Origin of the sequence: Lactobacillus sp. PV037 (assembly GCF_014522345.1) — a bacterium.
Classification (GTDB): domain Bacteria; phylum Bacillota; class Bacilli; order Lactobacillales; family Lactobacillaceae; genus Lactobacillus.
This window is the reverse complement of the sequence record NZ_CP041987.1, coordinates 182547-197863: the sequence shown is the minus strand read 5'-3', so window position 1 is coordinate 197863 and position 15317 is coordinate 182547. Positions and strand designations below refer to the sequence as shown.

Genomic DNA, 15317 nt, shown 5'->3' with positions numbered 1-15317 from the left:
GTTACTCAAATAATTTATCAAATAGATAATCAATCGTCAATATGGCAGATCAAATCTTAACGAATAATTTTTTCATATAAGCCAGCTTGTTGAGGATTAGAAATATGCTTTTTTAAAAACGTAACTAAATTATGCTTAATTGAGCTTTTTCCTTCTAACCACGTTCCAGTAAATAGATGAATAGACTTAGAATTACTAGAAGGATTACATAAAATCCCATCCCCATAAACATGAATTCCTGTTCGTAGTTCTTGTTCGTAATTACCAGTCTTTAGTCCATAACGATCTATCAAAATATCTGTTACCGAAAAACTATTGACCCCTGCCAGCTGATTATTTTTATCAAATTCAAAATTTCGATTTTGATAGTAAGCAATCATATCTTGGATAAAGGGATGCCCTGGTCGAGCTCCAAAAACGGCAGCCGATAAATAATTTTCATTTTCAAATCCAATAAATGCTTCATTAGCAAGCAAAGGAGTTAAATCATCTAGTACACGTACATCAGTATCCAAATAAATTCCACCTTCTTGCTCAATCACTCGAGCACGGATATAGTCAGAGACAAACGCCCACTTTTTAGCTTGATAAGCTTGCTCAATGTACTTATTTTCATGAATATTAAAGTTATCTTCGTTCCATTCAATTATTTCAAAATCAGGTAATTTTTTCTTCCAAGTCTTAATTGAATCTACAACAACTTTAGGTTTCGGATTCCTTCCTACCCAAACATAATGAATTTTTTTAGGAATCATTGTTTTACTCGCTTTCTAAAAAATTTTTTCACTAACAAAATCAAATCTTGATTAAAATCTAAAGGACAAAGGAACATTAAAATTAAGTACACCAGTAAAATTACAATTGATTTGACTGCCATATTAAAGAAGGCACTTGAAATAAAATTAGGTAAGACCATCCCCACCATTAAACTGATCAATCCAATGCCCAAATAATATGGCACATCATGAAATACATAACTAAATTTAAATGCATCCCTAACAATCCAAATTCGCAGCACCAAAACTACCGCCTCGGTAATTAAAATTGCTACCATAGCTCCAGCAGCTGCATAAGTTTTATCCAAAAAGTAACTCAATACTAATTCTAAAATTGCTCCAACTACTACCGGAATTGCATAATCTTTATCTCGTGAAACTGCTAAGGCATATTGATTGGCAAAGACTCCCCCTGTTGGGATCATAATAATTGTTAAGGTAAAGAAAAACATCAGTGGTGTCATGGGAATATACTTATTTCCAAAAAAGAACGGCACAAACTGCTTAGTATTTGCCATTACTATTACCGAAAATAATGTACCAAGCATAACCGTTGCTTCGAGTGATTTTTTCATCACAACTTTTTGAGTCGCCTTACCTTCTCCAGCCATTTTTGGCATAATAACCAAAGAAATTGACGTAATCACTCCCAGAATCATATTTGAAATTCTTTGAGAATTATCATAATAAGCAACTTGCGTTGAATTTTGAAAAAGACCTAGCAAAGGTTTATCTAAAGAAGTATAAATTTGAGTTGCAATTTGGGGAATCATTAGAATGACAATCGCCTTCACACTTTCGCGCCACTTGTAAAAGCCTTTAGTAGGCTTCCCAACATAATTATGAATATCAAACCAAAATACAAATGATCCTAGCATTGTTGAAACTGACATAATGAGTAAATATTTCCACAAATCTTGGGGACTTTTTACCCAGAGTAAAATCAGCACCACACTGACTAATTTAACGCCAGTATTTTTTAAAACAACGCGTCCGAAATCTGCTAATCCTTGGAAAAACCAGGAAATATCAAATTGTGCTGAAATCAGAAAAGGAATCATTAATAAGAGGTAATTCCAATACTGAATTTTTAAGGAAAGGCAAATCAAGCTAGTTAGACCAATCATTACAATGCCAGCAATACCTTGAAAATACCATAATCCCCAAAATGCTTGCGTTAATTCTTCTCGTCCTTGAGTTGCTCTAGTTTTTGAGATTGTTCTCATCCCAATATAAGTAATCGATAAGACACAAAAAACCATCAAAAACTGAACTGTATTATTAACACTACTATAAATTCCATATGTTTTAGGACCCAATACCCTTGATAAATATGGCACAGTGATTAACGGAACAAATACTAAAAATATCTGATAAACCGCATTATATAAAATATTTAAAAAAGTTCTTTTCACAAAAACCTCTACTTAAATTCCAAATATTCACAAATTCTTTGACTATTATTTTCTCCTACAACCTCATCTGTCAACGATAACCAATACTTACGTTCGCTATCTCCTTGATCAGGTGATAAGGTAGCTAAGCATTCCACCAACTCCGCCTGATTGTTAACACAGGGACCAGGAGTAATTTTTTGATAGGGGCTTATTAATAACCCCCGCACTTCTTCATATTTTTCTAAAAAGTTAGTCACAAAAATAATTGGTTTATTTAAGTGGAGGTAATCAAAATAAATTGATGAAAAGTCAGTCAGCAAGAAGTCGGTTAATCCTAATAATTCATATAAATCATAATTATTTTCAAACAGATAATCATTATTTAAAAAGGCAATATTAGAATACTTACTATTAAAATTGCTAAACAAACGCATTTCATAGGGATGAAGCTTAACAATTAAGTATTGATGATTATTTTTTAGGCTAGAATTCAACTTACTAATCTCAAAATCGGTAAAAGCAAAAAAGTTCCCCTGCTTAATTTGCTCCATAATCTTGCCATCTTCTAATTCATAACGAAAAGTTGGCATATAAATTCCTATTTTAGCTTTAGCATCTTCCTTACCAAATAAATCTTTTAAAAAATCCTTTTTACTAATTACGGGATTTTTTAAAGCATCTAAACGTGGAAAGCCAAGCTTTTGGTATTTACCGGCCTCAATTGCCATACAAGCTGTCATCATACTTTCGTATAAGTCACTACTTGAAGTTACAAGATCTGCTGTTTTCTGCCACAAATGTTGGTTACGCAAGTTATCCTTGCGCAAGGTATTATGAGCCATAATTCCCATTCTTTTTAAGGGAATTCCATGCCAAAATGCAACATTAACTTGTTTTTTCTTAATTTTAAAAGGCTGATGGGTCGTAAAAATAAAGTGAGCTTGCCCAATTTTTTTCCACATTGAAAAAGGTAAATGTGATGATGGCCAGGGCTCAACTAAGGTTACTTGATAGTTCGGATAATTTTTTTGGAGATATTTATAAAATAAAAAACCATTCGACCCTGATCTTCCTGACCCATTTAAAATCACAATTGCATTAGCCTTCGTTGGTACAAAAAAAGCTAAAAATTTCATCAAATTTAGATACCATCTAAAAAAGAAACTCTTCATATTATTTTCCTCAATTAAAATCTTTTAAGTTAATCATACTATTTCTTTTCTTCTTCTGCTATCTAACAAAAAAAGATCTGGAAATTATTCCAGATCTTAGGAAAATATTTAATTATTCTTCAACTTTCTTTGGAAGAATTTTACAATTTCAACAATTAAGACCATTAGAATTCCTGCTACGACCACTACTAACCATTGTTGACCATCCAATTCAGTTACATCAAATAACTTAGTCATAAATGGTAATTCAACAGCTGCCATGATTAAAGCTGAAATAATAATTGCTCCATTAAACCACTTATTTTCAAATGTTCTTTTAGTAAAGATTGATTTGTGAATAAACTTCGCATTAAATGCATGGAATAACTGAATAAGTCCTAATGTCAAAAAGGCCATGGTTAATGCATCTGCATGCTGCAAGTTGGCATTTCCTACATGAGGACCAACATGAAGTCCAAATTGATATGCCCCTAGGACTAGTAATCCTTCTAAAATTCCTTGATAAATGATGGAGCTAGCTACTCCACCTGAGAAGAAGTTAGAATTCTTTCCACGTGGCTTTTTCTTCATAATTCCCGGCTCCACTGGTTCAACCCCTAGTGAAATTGCTGGTAAAGTATCAGTTACTAAGTTAATCCAAAGTAGTTGCGCTGGCATTAAAATATCCCAGCCCAACATTGTCATCATAAATACAGTTAACACTTCACCTACGTTACAACTCATTAAGTAAAGAATCGCCTTTTGAATATTAGCAAAAACTTTTCTTCCCTGTTTAATTGCTTCCACAATTGTTGCGAAGTTATCATCAGCTAACACCATATCAGCTGCACCTTTTGAAACTTCAGTACCAGTAATTCCCATTCCGATACCAATATCAGCTTGCTTTAGACTAGGGGCATCATTTACACCGTCACCAGTCATCGCAACAATTTTATTATTTGCTTGCCAAGCTTTTACTATTCTAACCTTATTTTCAGGCGATACTCGTGCATAAACGCTATAGTCTTGAACATGCTTAATGAAGTAATCGTCAGAAAGCTTATCAAGTTCTGCTCCCGTTATAACACCATCGTGGTCTCCATCTAAAATTCCTAATCGTTTTGCGATAGCAGCTGCTGTCACTTGGTGGTCACCAGTAATCATCACTGTACGGATTCCAGCATTTTTAGCTTCTGCTACAGCAGCTTTAGCTTCAGGACGCTCTGGGTCAATCATTCCAACTAATCCAGCAAAAATTAAATCTTGTTCAACATTATCAGTGCTTGGATCAGCGTAAGGTTGATCAATAATTTTATAAGCTAATCCCAATACACGTAATGCCTTTTGTGCTAATTCTTGATTTGTCGCTAAAATTTGTTTTTTATCTTCTTCAGTAATTGGAGAAACATCACCATTTTCTTCAATTTTTGTTACTCGTTTCAATAACTCATCAGGAGCACCTTTGACTGCAACATAATACTTGCCATCCTGGTACTTATTAACAGTTGACATTAATTTTCTGTCAGAATCAAATGGTACTTCTTGAACACGAGCATCTTCTTTTAGTAATTCTTCAACCTTGATTCCCTGATCAAAGGCGTATTGAATTAACGCTGTTTCAGTCGGATCTCCTAATAAGTTACCACCATTTTCAATTTTAGTATCATTAGCTAAAACCATTGAAAGTAAAACAGGATTTGCTGGTGCAATGTCATCAGCATTACTATGAATTTTTTTATTATAGTAAAGCTGTTCAACTGTCATTTTATTTTGCGTTAAAGTACCAGTCTTATCAGAACAAATAATGTCAGTTGCACCTAGAGTTTCAACTGCTGGCAATTTACGAACAATAGCCTTATGTTTGGCCATTTCCTGAGTACCAAGTGCCAAAATAATAGTAACAATTGCTGGTAATCCTTCTGGAATTGCAGCTACAGCTAATGAAACAGCCACTAAGAACATATCAATCATTAACTTATTAGTAGGTTCTGTACCTTGTTTAGTAAACATCCCTACCACAAAAACAACCACACAGATTGCCAAAATCATAATTGTCAAAATTTTACCAAGTTGGTTTAAATTTTGTTTTAATGGTGTATCTGTTTCATCTGCATTATTTAACATTGTAGCGATCTTACCAACTTCTGTAGTCATTCCAGTTCCGGTAACAATCCCTTCACCACGACCGTAAGTAACATTGGTATTTGAATAAGCCATATCGCTCCGATCACCCAAAGCTACATCTGGTTTATCTAGAGTAGCAACATCTTTTTCAACTGGAACAGATTCTCCTGTTAAGGCTGATTCTTCTACTTTTAAGCTTGCTGCTAAGCCTAATCTCATATCCGCTGGTACAATATCTCCAGCTTCAAGCAACACAACATCTCCTGGCACAATTTCTGTGCTTGGAACTTGTAAGATTTCTCCATCACGTCGAACATGAGCATTAGGAGTTGACATCTCTTTTAAAGCATCAATTGCTGCTTCCGAACGTGCTTCTTGGACTACACCTAAAATTGCATTAATTAAAACAACAATCATAATAATTGCGGCATCTGTCCATTCTTGAGCAACTACTCCTGATAAAATTGCTGCAACAATTAATACAATAATCATGAAATCTTTAAATTGGTCAAAAAACTTTGCGATTAACCCCTTATTCTTTTTTGCGGTTAAAGCATTGGGACCATATTTTTCCAGCCGTTTTTTAGCTTCTTGCTTAGACAACCCAGTTTTTAAAGAAGTATTTAGCTCCTTTTCAACTTCAGGAATTGTCTGATCATAATAATGTTTCACCAAATTTCTCCCTCCAAATCTAATAAAAAAAGACCTACGCCCAATTATCTGGTGCATAAGTCTCACTCATTAAGACAAGTCCAGAGAGAAGAATTCTCTCGGTTGTTGAACTTATCACAATTACTTGCGGTTACTCCCTTAATACAGTTACTATTATATTAAATATTTAGTAAAAGATGCAAGTTCTATTTCTTGTAAAAATCATCAAAAATTGTTACTGGAAGGTGACGCTTATGTTCACTTTTTTTCCATAACTTTTCAATTTGCTCAGCTGCTTGCTGACTTACTTCTCGTCCTTCAAGATAATCATCTACTTCTTGATAGGAAACACCCAATGCAACTTCATCAGGAAGAGCAGGTCGATCTTCTTCTAAGTCTGCAGTTGGTGCCTTTAAGTAAAGATGTTCTGGCGCACCTAATTCCTTAAGCATGGCTTTTCCTTGACGTTTATCTAAGCGAAAGAGTGGCGTAATATCAGCTGCTCCATCACCATATTTAGTATAAAAGCCAGAAAAGTTTTCTGCTGCATGATCAGTTCCAATCACGGCACCTTTATTTGCCCCAGCAATTGCATATTGAACAATCATTCTCTGACGCGCTTTGATATTACCTTTATTAAAATCAGTAATTTTTTGTCCAGTTGCCTCTACAACTTTAACCATTGCATCAACTGGTTCTTTAATATTAACAATCAAATCTTGATCAGGCTTTTGAAAAGCAACTGCATCAGCTGCATCACTTGCATCTGCTTGAACACCGTAAGGAAGGCGAACAGCAATAAATTGGTAAGAATCATCACCAGTTTCCTGACGCACTTCTTCAATTGCCATTTGAGCTAATTTACCAGTTAAAGTAGAATCTTGACCACCTGAAATTCCTAAGACATATGATTTCAAAAAAGGATTAGCTTTAAGATAATCTTTCAAAAAATCAATTGATTTTCTAATCTCTTCTTTAGGATCAATTTCAGGCTTTACTTTTTCATATTCAACAATCTTTTTTTGTAAGGGTCTCATTTTTTACCTTCTTTAATTAATACGACTACGAATTTCATTAATTAGATTCATCTTATGATCATACAACTTTTGGGAAAGATCAACTGGGTAATCTTGTGGATTTAAACTACGTTTATATTCATCCCATAGACTATCTAAATTATTAGCTGCAAATTTTTTAATTTCTTGCAGACTTGGTTCTTGATAAACCAATTTTCCTTTTTCAAAAATTGGCTGCAAGAGTGGTCTGGCCGTAAAGTCAGTTACCACCTTATTGATGTAGGTGTATTGTGGATGGAACATAAAAAGGGAATCAAAATTTCGAGGATCTTCATTAGCTTGGGACACCCAGTCACCTTCATTTTTCTTCACTTGATTAGCAGAAATACGCCAAACTTGTTTCTTACCAGGAGTTGAAACTTTTTCAGCATTCGAAGAAATCTTAAGGGTATCCCGCATATTTCCAGCTTCATCTTCCATAGAAACCAATTTATAAACTCCACCTAACGCAGGTTGATCAAAAGCTGTAATTAATTTAGTTCCTACACCCCAAACATCAATCCGTGCATGTTGCATTTTTAAGTTTTGGATTGTTTTTTCATCTAAATCATTTGAAGCAAAAATCTTTGCGTCTTTAAAGCCGGCATCATCTAGTTGCTTACGCACCTTTTTAGAAATATAGGCCATATCACCAGAGTCAATTCGAACTCCTAAAAAATTAATTTTATCACCCATCTCTTTAGCAACTTTAATTGCTGTCGGTACACCACTACGTAAAGTATCATAAGTATCAACTAAAAAGACACAATCTTTATGAGTTTGTGCATAAGCTTTAAATGCCTCATATTCACTACCAAAAGCTTGCACTAATGCATGAGCATGAGTACCTGAAATAGGAATATTAAATAATTTTCCTGCACGGACATTACTTGTCGCATCAAAGCCCCCAATATAAGCTGCTCGAGTTCCCCAAATTGCTGCATCAGTTTCTTGAGCTCTTCTTGAACCAAATTCCATTAATTGATCATCACCAACAGCTACTTTAATTCTAGCTGCCTTGGTAGCAATTAAAGTTTGAAAATTAATAATATTTAACAGAGCTGTTTCAACTAGCTGTGCTTGCGCAAGCGGTCCTTCAATTTGCATAATTGGTTCATTAGCAAAAACTAACTCTCCTTCAACTGCCGCTTTAACACTCAACTTAAGCTCTAAATTTCTTAAATAATCAATGAAATCATCATCGTAATTTTCTTGTGCTTTTAAATATTCTAAGTCACTCTCTTTAAAATGTAAGTTGTTCAAATATTCAATTGCACGACTTAATCCAGCATTAACTGCATAACCATTGCCAAATGGTTCTTTTCTAAAGAATAATTCAAAAACAGCATTTCTTTCACTAATGCCCTTTTTAAAATATGTATACATCATATTAATTTCATACAAATCTGTATGCAAGATCAAAGAATCATCTTGATCTAAAGTTTTGTTTAACATTTTCCCTCACTAATTATAAACTTAAATTTCTTGTCTCTTATTATAACCAAACTGTCATTAATGGCAACTGGCAACTAACAAAATTACTTTCCATCTAACTCCCTATTTTTAGCTGAACATAATTTTTAATGGTAAAGAAATCTAAAATTTCTTCAAAAGATTTTTTATCTTCTTTTTTGACCTCAATAATTCCTGTTCCTGATTTTAAGAGTTGAATTAATTCTTTATAAAAGGAAGAAAGTTGATCTTGCTTCCAATTTTCTTCAAATTGCTCCACATCACAACCCCGATAAATTTTTAAATCCTTGGGAAGAGAAATTAGTCCCACTTTTTTAGGATCATAGTTTTTAACAAACATTTTAATTAGTTCCATATACTGACTGCTACCTTGATATTGGTTAAGGACTGGCAGTGAAAGACTAGGAGTAATTTTAAAACTTTTTCCGTATTTAAAGATCGCTGGATACATACTTGAAATATATAAACGATTAGCCCAGCGATATAACACTACCTGCAAACTAAATTTAGGGATATCAAAGTTAGTTCTAATTTGTTGAAAAAAGCGCAGCCGTCCTGAAAAAGCTAGTAAATTATTTTCATCTTCCTTAGCTCTATCCTTGTATTTTAAGCCAATAAAATTAGCATTTACCATTCTTAAACCCAATTTTGCCTGCGGATTGTACCAAGTAGGTAAATTATCAATCAATGAATTTTTTACAACAATTTTTTTAAAAATATCACTCCGCCAATAAATATATGGTAAAAATAAATCTTTGCCTAAATTTAAACCACTTTTTACAAGAGTAGTTCGGCTATCATAATACGGACGAGGGCGTTTGATTTTGTAAGTTTGTCCAAAAATAGACTCTTTTTCTATACCAACAAAGATTCCATCACATTTTTCTTGACTCAAATTATGCATTGCACGATAAAATACATGTCTGTCATATAAGCTATCTTCTGGATTTAAGATATAAACTATCTCTCCCTTAATCTTGGAGGTACTATTAATAATTGCTCGTAATATGCCTTGATGGGATTGGTAGACTTGCTTTATTTTCATTTCGTTATACTTGAGATAACGCTCTACGTATTGCCTAGTATGATCACTTGAACCATCATCAATCAAAATAACTTCCCAATTTTGATAGCTTTGCTTATTTATTGAATCTAAACATCCAACAATTGTTTCTTGATTGTTATAAGTAGGAATAATTACTGAAATTTTTGGATCAGTCTTTAAAACTATTCCTCCAAAAATATTAATCACATTAATATAAGCGATAAGTAATAAAACTAAATACACTGAATTCAACAATCGGGGCTGATCTAGTAACAAACTACTCTCACTGATTAATAAAATCGCTCCAATTCCTAGGCCCAAATTCCAATTTAATCTTATTTTTTGGAGCTGAGTGTTTAATAAAAATGCTAGTGGGATCAACCCCAAATCCAGCACTGCCTCTATTTCCCAAGAAATATTGTCTAATTGAAAATTTACATTTTCATATCCAACCCACACAATTGCAAATAAGAGCACAATAATATAAGTAGTTAAGATTTCCAAACGAAATTGAATACTTCTCGTAATTGCAAAACGAATTAAATAAATTAATAGGGAAATAAAGCTTATTAATAACAATAACCAGCTTCCTAAAGGCGGAAAAACGAAGCTTAGGGTATTCATATTAATAATGATTAAAATAATATTTTTAACAGTAAAATGACGTTCAACAAAATAAAGACTGCCACTTAAGGTCAATAATCCCATTTGAAAGATAAATTGTGGCATTTTAATGCTGAGCAAATGATTATTTTCTAATAAACAAATTGCCCATAGTGATACACTTAGCCAAGTAATGGCTTTTTCTAAAAACCATTGATCGATATCTAAAAGATTAGTTTGAAATAATACCAATATTATCCCCAAAGCAAAAAGACTATTAAAAAGAAATGCTGTGATGCTTTGGTTCCAGAAAAAGTCAATGATCTCTAAATAAAGTGGCGCAATACTAATGAGTACTAGTAAAATATTTAATTGACGCCTTCTAGTTACCATTTTGCTCACTTCGATTATTCTTTAAAAGATAACGATAATAATTAGTAATAACTAAATATTGATTACGCATTGAAAAAGTCTGCGATAAATAATTTTTCTCTTTTTTTGCCATTTCTTTTAGTGCAACTGGATCTGTATTTATTGCATGATCCAGCTGTTCACTAATTGCTGCTATATCACCAATTGGTGCTATAAAGCCATAATTTTCATTGGGAATCATCTTTTTTATATCACCAACACTGGTGGAAAGAATTGGGACTAAGTTGTCAGCAGCTTCTAATAAGACCAAGGGGAAACTCTCAGAATAAGAAGTTAAAACTGCCAGATTCATTTTCCGATATAATTCACTAGTTTCTTTTTGAGTCAAAAAGCCATGAAAAATTACTTGCTGACTAATTCCTAAATCTCTTGCTAATGCCTTAAGATAGTTTTCCTTACTTCCATCCCCAACCAAATGAACTCTGATATTAGGATTATCTAGTTTTTTAATCGCCTTTAGCAAAACATCTTGACCTTTTAGTGGTTCCTGACGTCCCACATTAATAATATTAAAATAAGGGTGGGCAAATTTACGGGCAATTTTGCTATTATCATGGAAAAAGATTCCATTATAAATTACACAAATTTTAGTTTTATCTATACCAATCTTTTCATTCAAAATATCAGCAAAATTTTGTGTAATGGCAAAAATTCCATCTGCCTTTTGCAAAGCTTTTAAATTTAAATTTGTAAATGCTTTTCCAAGTAAGCCACGTTCTTTGAAATCTTTTAAGGGATCCGAATGCACAGTAATTACCCATTTTGCCTGAATTCTTTTCCTAATCAATGATAAATAAAGATTTGCTCTTGGTCCGTGGGTGTGAACAATATCAAAATTTCCTTCATTAATAAATTTTATTAACTTACTTAAACTCGTTAAATTATAGCGACTTTGGCTGCCAAGAACTGTAGTTTTGATTCCTCTTTTTTTAGCAGCCTTACTTACTGGCCCTTCTGCCAAAGTTAACAATTCAAAATCTGCTTGTTCCTTCTTCGCCTGGGTTAAAAAATTAACCACATGAAACAGACCGCCACCTTTTTCTAAACCAGCATTAATATGTAAAACTTTCATCTTTTCCCCTTTTTAACTGCTAATTGTTTCTTTTCAACCTCTACAACAAATTTTGGCAAAACTAACATTCGTTTTAACCGAGTTGGATTAGTTATTAGGCGATAAAACCATTCTAAATGCATTTGTTGAAACTTTTTAGGTGCTCTTTTCACAACTCCCGAAAAGACATCAAAACTTCCACCTACTCCCATCATTAAAGCAGGCAGCTTTTGCTTACGTAGAATTGCCAATAATTTTTCCTGACGTGGAAATCCTAAGGCCGCAAATACTAGATCTGGTTTTGCTTTTTCAATACGATTAGCTACAGTTTTCAAATCTTCTTTAAAATAGCCATCCTCAGCTCCAACAATTTTTATATTAGGGTATTTTTGCGCAATTTTTTGCTTAGTTTTTTCTAAAACCTCAGCTTTTGCTCCCACTAAATAAATTTTTAACCCTCGTAGATTAGCAATTCTTAATAGCCAAGTAAATAAATCATAGCCTGTAACTCTTTCTTTTAAAGACTGCTTCTGCATCTTGGCAGCTAAGAGGATGCCAATGCCATCAGCAGTAACGTAATCAGCGTCCTCTTTAATTATTTTAAAGTATTCTGAATCATTTTTTGTAGCCATCACAATTTCCGGATTAGCGGTTACTATTAGGGTAGAGCGATGATTATTTAAGCGATGAATAAATTCTTTTTTGAACTCTTCAAGCGTAAAATTATTAAAATTAATTCCTAAGACATTTACTTTATTCATAATTTATCCTTTATTTTCCCATTTACTATTTGATACTATTTTAACAAAGAATAGGTTTTTTGATAAAATATACTGGTAACTTAGAAAAGGAATTTTAAATCTATGAAAAAAGTCATCACATATGGAACTTTTGACTTACTCCATTATGGCCATGTTCGCTTACTAAAAAGAGCCAAAGAATTAGGTGATTATCTTGTAGTTGGTCTTTCAACCGATGAATTCAATCAATTTAAAAAACATAAGGAATCCTATAATTCCTATGCGGAAAGAAAATATATTTTGGAAGCAATTCGTTACGTCGATGAAGTAATACCTGAAGAAGACTGGGATCAAAAAATTACTGATGTTAAAAAACACAATATTGATCTCTTTGTAATGGGGGATGACTGGCAAGGAAAATTCGATTTTTTAAAACCTTACTGTGACGTGCTTTATCTCCCTCGCACCCCTGGAATTTCCACAACTAAGATAAAAAGCGATTTAAAATAAAAATGAGCAGAAATAATGATATAACCTTAAAATTAGGTCACATTATTCTGCTCATTTCATTTTGCAAATGTAAATTCAAATCGTTCTGCTACATAAGAAGCTCGTACATATTCAAAAGGAGTACCATCACTTAATTTAGTAACTTGTCGTCGCGTAACTAAGGCTTCACCCTTCCTTACAGATAATCGTCTAGCATCTACCTCACTTGCCACAGCTGCTCCGATATTTTCAATTACATTTCCTAAGCTATAACCACCTTTATGTTGAATGGTTTGATAAAGACTAGTTGAAATTTCTTCCTTAGAAAACTCTTTTACTAAATTATAGGGAATTGCAGCAACTTCGTAGCAAATTGGAACATTATCAGCTGAACGAACTCGTTCCATCCGTAAAACATTTTCTCCATCTTTAAGTTTTAATTTTTCTTTTTCTGATAATGAAGGCTTAGTAACACGATAAGAAATAACTTTACTCGAGGGAATCTGTCCATTAGAACGCGTAATTTCAGTAAAGCTCATAATTCCAGACATCTTCTCTTGTACTTTTTGGCTAGCAACGTAAGTTCCACTACCTAAACGTCTTTCTAAAATTCCTTCATCCTCAAGGGTCTTGATAGCTTGACGCAATGTCATTCGTGAAACTTTAAATTCAGTAGCCAATTGTCGTTCAGCAGGTATTCTTTCCCCAACCGCATACTTTTTATTTTCAATATCCTTTTTGATTTGATTATGAATTTTAATATACATTGGTTCTTGCATTTTAGTCCCCGCTTTTACTAATCTATCATTATTTTACCTTAATCTTTTTTGCGCCTCAATCATCAGTAGTTTTTGGTGTCCACTTTATTCCTAAAATGCTAATATTTTCTGGCCTTTTACATTCAATTTCCAGACTATCTTGGTTAGCCGTTAAAACATTTAAAGTAACATTAGCATCATCTTGAATTGCCATTGTTCCTTTATTTGGATTCAAAATTACATCATTTCCTATTAATGATGCTTGAGCATTTAGGGCTAGGAAATATTCAAAATCTTTTCCACCTGAAAATACTGTTCTAGTTGCTCTGCAAGTAGCATCATCTTGAAAGTCGGTGTGACTGTTTATTTGGGTATTACTTAAAGTGACCTTAGCTTCATTACAACCAATTAGACGATCCATTTCTGAATTTTGGATTATTGCTCGAGCTTTTTTATCAAAATAAACTCCCCCAGCAAAATTACAATTAACTACATTTATCCAAGATTCATCTGAAACATAAAAGCTTCCATCATCTTTGCCAGTTATCTGGGTATTTAAAAGATTCATCCATGTTTGTCCATGAATTAACAGCGTATTTACTTCTGAATTATTAAGGTCAACTTCTGAATTTGAGTCAAAGTAAGTACTCAAATTTCCTTTAATAGTTGTATTAGAGATGATTGCGGTCCCTTTTCCTTGAATTCCAATAGCTGCATATCTATCGGAAGGATAGTCCACAAAACAATCATTCATCGTTAAGCGAAAACTTGACTTCTTAAACAGCGAAATGCTGGCACCCAAGACTTTTACAGAGAACAATTCAATAGTACATTTTCCATTGCCCGCAATGGCTGCAGTATTATCTATTCCACTTTCAATGACTGCATTACGCAAAGTAAGGTAAGTATCAGCACTTTGTTCAATAAAAAAAGCATTATGATTTGTTTTGGTACGAATTGCAATATTTTCTAAATTAAAAAAGCGACAGTCTCCTCCTAAAGAAAAATATCCTTCTATTACAGTATCTTCAGGATTATTCCCCATCCCCTTGATTGTAATATCTGCTACGTTTAATCCTTGCTCTAGTTCATAAAAGCCAGGTTCTAAAAGCAAGACATCATCTGCTTTAACATCTTTTAAAGCCTGTTTCCATTCTACTTCTCCACCACGAGTTCCTACTTGGATAAGTCGCGCCATTTCAATTAAATCCTTTCTAGCCATTAAGTATTAGCAAAATACCCATTGTATAAAAAAAACGCCTTCAACGAAGACGTCTTTTTCGGGTTGGGTGTTCTAAAGAACAATTGGGTTAGCTGGATTCGAACCAGCGCATGACGGTACCAAAAACCGTTGCCTTACCACTTGGCTATAACCCAGTACCAGTCGAACTTTTACTTGTTGTTCAACAATGGAGGCCAGTGGATTCGAACCACCGAACTCAGAGAGAGCGGTTTTACAGACCGCCGCGTTTAGCCACTTCGCTAGGCCTCCTTAACAGTACTTTATTATAATACCTGAACAAAAATAAAAATGCAAGCAAAAAAATTGAGAAATAAGAAAAAAACTTATTC

At 33.5% G+C, this 15317-nt stretch carries 12 protein-coding genes and 2 tRNA genes; 1 reads left to right on the top strand and 13 read right to left on the bottom strand.

Going from position 1 to position 15317, the window contains the following annotated elements:
• Nucleotides 1-56: 56 nt before the first annotated feature.
• From FP435_RS01525 to FP435_RS01485, 9 genes are all read right to left on the bottom strand, one after another.
• Nucleotides 57-755 carry a glycosyltransferase family 32 protein gene (locus FP435_RS01525; RefSeq protein ID WP_265484003.1) on the bottom strand — a complete coding sequence of 233 codons (699 nt, stop codon included), beginning with the start codon at nt 753-755 and terminating at the stop codon, nt 57-59.
• Nucleotides 752-2191: an oligosaccharide flippase family protein gene (locus FP435_RS01520; protein WP_265484002.1), complete on the bottom strand. Its 1440-nt coding sequence runs from the start codon at nt 2189-2191 to the stop codon at nt 752-754. The genes FP435_RS01525 and FP435_RS01520 overlap by 4 nt, the downstream gene beginning before the upstream one ends.
• Nucleotides 2192-2199: 8 nt before the next feature.
• Complete coding sequence (locus tag FP435_RS01515) at nt 2200-3345, bottom strand: CDP-glycerol glycerophosphotransferase family protein (protein ID WP_265484001.1); 1146 nt, start codon at nt 3343-3345, stop codon at nt 2200-2202.
• Between the two features lie 108 nt (nt 3346-3453).
• Nucleotides 3454-6177 carry a calcium-translocating P-type ATPase, PMCA-type gene (locus FP435_RS01510; RefSeq protein WP_416209742.1) on the bottom strand — a complete coding sequence of 908 codons (2724 nt, stop codon included), beginning with the start codon at nt 6175-6177 and terminating at the stop codon, nt 3454-3456.
• A 128-nt stretch (nt 6178-6305) separates the two neighbouring features.
• Nucleotides 6306-7136 (bottom strand): ammonia-dependent NAD(+) synthetase, encoded by an 831-nt coding sequence (gene nadE, locus FP435_RS01505; protein ID WP_265483999.1) that lies wholly within the window; start codon nt 7134-7136, stop codon nt 6306-6308.
• 12 nt (nt 7137-7148) lie between these two features.
• Entirely contained in the window at nt 7149-8609 is a 1461-nt protein-coding gene (locus FP435_RS01500) for a nicotinate phosphoribosyltransferase (RefSeq protein WP_265483998.1), read from the bottom strand.
• 94 nt (nt 8610-8703) lie between these two features.
• Nucleotides 8704-10527 (bottom strand): glycosyltransferase family A protein, encoded by a 1824-nt coding sequence (locus FP435_RS01495; protein WP_265483997.1) that lies wholly within the window; start codon nt 10525-10527, stop codon nt 8704-8706.
• A 130-nt stretch (nt 10528-10657) separates the two neighbouring features.
• A complete protein-coding gene (locus tag FP435_RS01490) occupies nt 10658-11779 on the bottom strand; it encodes a glycosyltransferase (RefSeq protein WP_265483995.1) in 1122 nt (373 codons plus the stop codon).
• Nucleotides 11776-12519 carry a WecB/TagA/CpsF family glycosyltransferase gene (locus FP435_RS01485; protein WP_265483994.1) on the bottom strand — a complete coding sequence of 248 codons (744 nt, stop codon included), beginning with the start codon at nt 12517-12519 and terminating at the stop codon, nt 11776-11778. The genes FP435_RS01490 and FP435_RS01485 overlap by 4 nt, the downstream gene beginning before the upstream one ends.
• Nucleotides 12520-12621: 102 nt before the next feature.
• Between FP435_RS01485 and tagD the strand changes: the two genes are divergently transcribed.
• A complete protein-coding gene (gene tagD, locus FP435_RS01480; RefSeq protein ID WP_265483993.1) occupies nt 12622-13008 on the top strand; it encodes a glycerol-3-phosphate cytidylyltransferase in 387 nt (128 codons plus the stop codon).
• 56 nt (nt 13009-13064) lie between these two features.
• Here tagD and FP435_RS01475 read toward each other — a convergent pair whose 3' ends face one another.
• From FP435_RS01475 to FP435_RS01460, 4 genes are all read right to left on the bottom strand, one after another.
• Nucleotides 13065-13766: a GntR family transcriptional regulator gene (locus FP435_RS01475; protein ID WP_265483991.1), complete on the bottom strand. Its 702-nt coding sequence runs from the start codon at nt 13764-13766 to the stop codon at nt 13065-13067.
• Between the two features lie 55 nt (nt 13767-13821).
• Nucleotides 13822-14943, bottom strand: a complete 1122-nt coding sequence (locus FP435_RS01470) for a hypothetical protein (protein WP_265483990.1) — start codon at nt 14941-14943, stop codon at nt 13822-13824.
• Between the two features lie 107 nt (nt 14944-15050).
• Nucleotides 15051-15122, bottom strand: a tRNA-Gln gene (locus FP435_RS01465).
• Nucleotides 15123-15155: 33 nt separating this feature from the next.
• Nucleotides 15156-15237 (bottom strand) — tRNA-Tyr (locus FP435_RS01460).
• Between the last annotated feature and the right edge of the window lie 80 nt (nt 15238-15317).

Coding starts and splice junctions, on each gene's coding strand:
- FP435_RS01470 (WP_265483990.1), bottom strand. CDS start 14,943: ATGGCGCGACTTATCCAAGTAGGAACTCGTGGTGGAGAAGTAGAATGG.
- FP435_RS01475 (WP_265483991.1), bottom strand. CDS start 13,766: ATGCAAGAACCAATGTATATTAAAATTCATAATCAAATCAAAAAGGAT.
- FP435_RS01525 (WP_265484003.1), bottom strand. CDS start 755: ATGATTCCTAAAAAAATTCATTATGTTTGGGTAGGAAGGAATCCGAAA.
- FP435_RS01485 (WP_265483994.1), bottom strand. CDS start 12,519: ATGAATAAAGTAAATGTCTTAGGAATTAATTTTAATAATTTTACGCTT.
- FP435_RS01500 (WP_265483998.1), bottom strand. CDS start 8,609: ATGTTAAACAAAACTTTAGATCAAGATGATTCTTTGATCTTGCATACA.
- FP435_RS01490 (WP_265483995.1), bottom strand. CDS start 11,779: ATGAAAGTTTTACATATTAATGCTGGTTTAGAAAAAGGTGGCGGTCTG.
- tagD (WP_265483993.1), top strand. CDS start 12,622: ATGAAAAAAGTCATCACATATGGAACTTTTGACTTACTCCATTATGGC.
- FP435_RS01515 (WP_265484001.1), bottom strand. CDS start 3,345: ATGAAGAGTTTCTTTTTTAGATGGTATCTAAATTTGATGAAATTTTTA.
- FP435_RS01510 (WP_416209742.1), bottom strand. CDS start 6,177: ATGCACCAGATAATTGGGCGTAGGTCTTTTTTTATTAGATTTGGAGGG.
- nadE (WP_265483999.1), bottom strand. CDS start 7,136: ATGAGACCCTTACAAAAAAAGATTGTTGAATATGAAAAAGTAAAGCCT.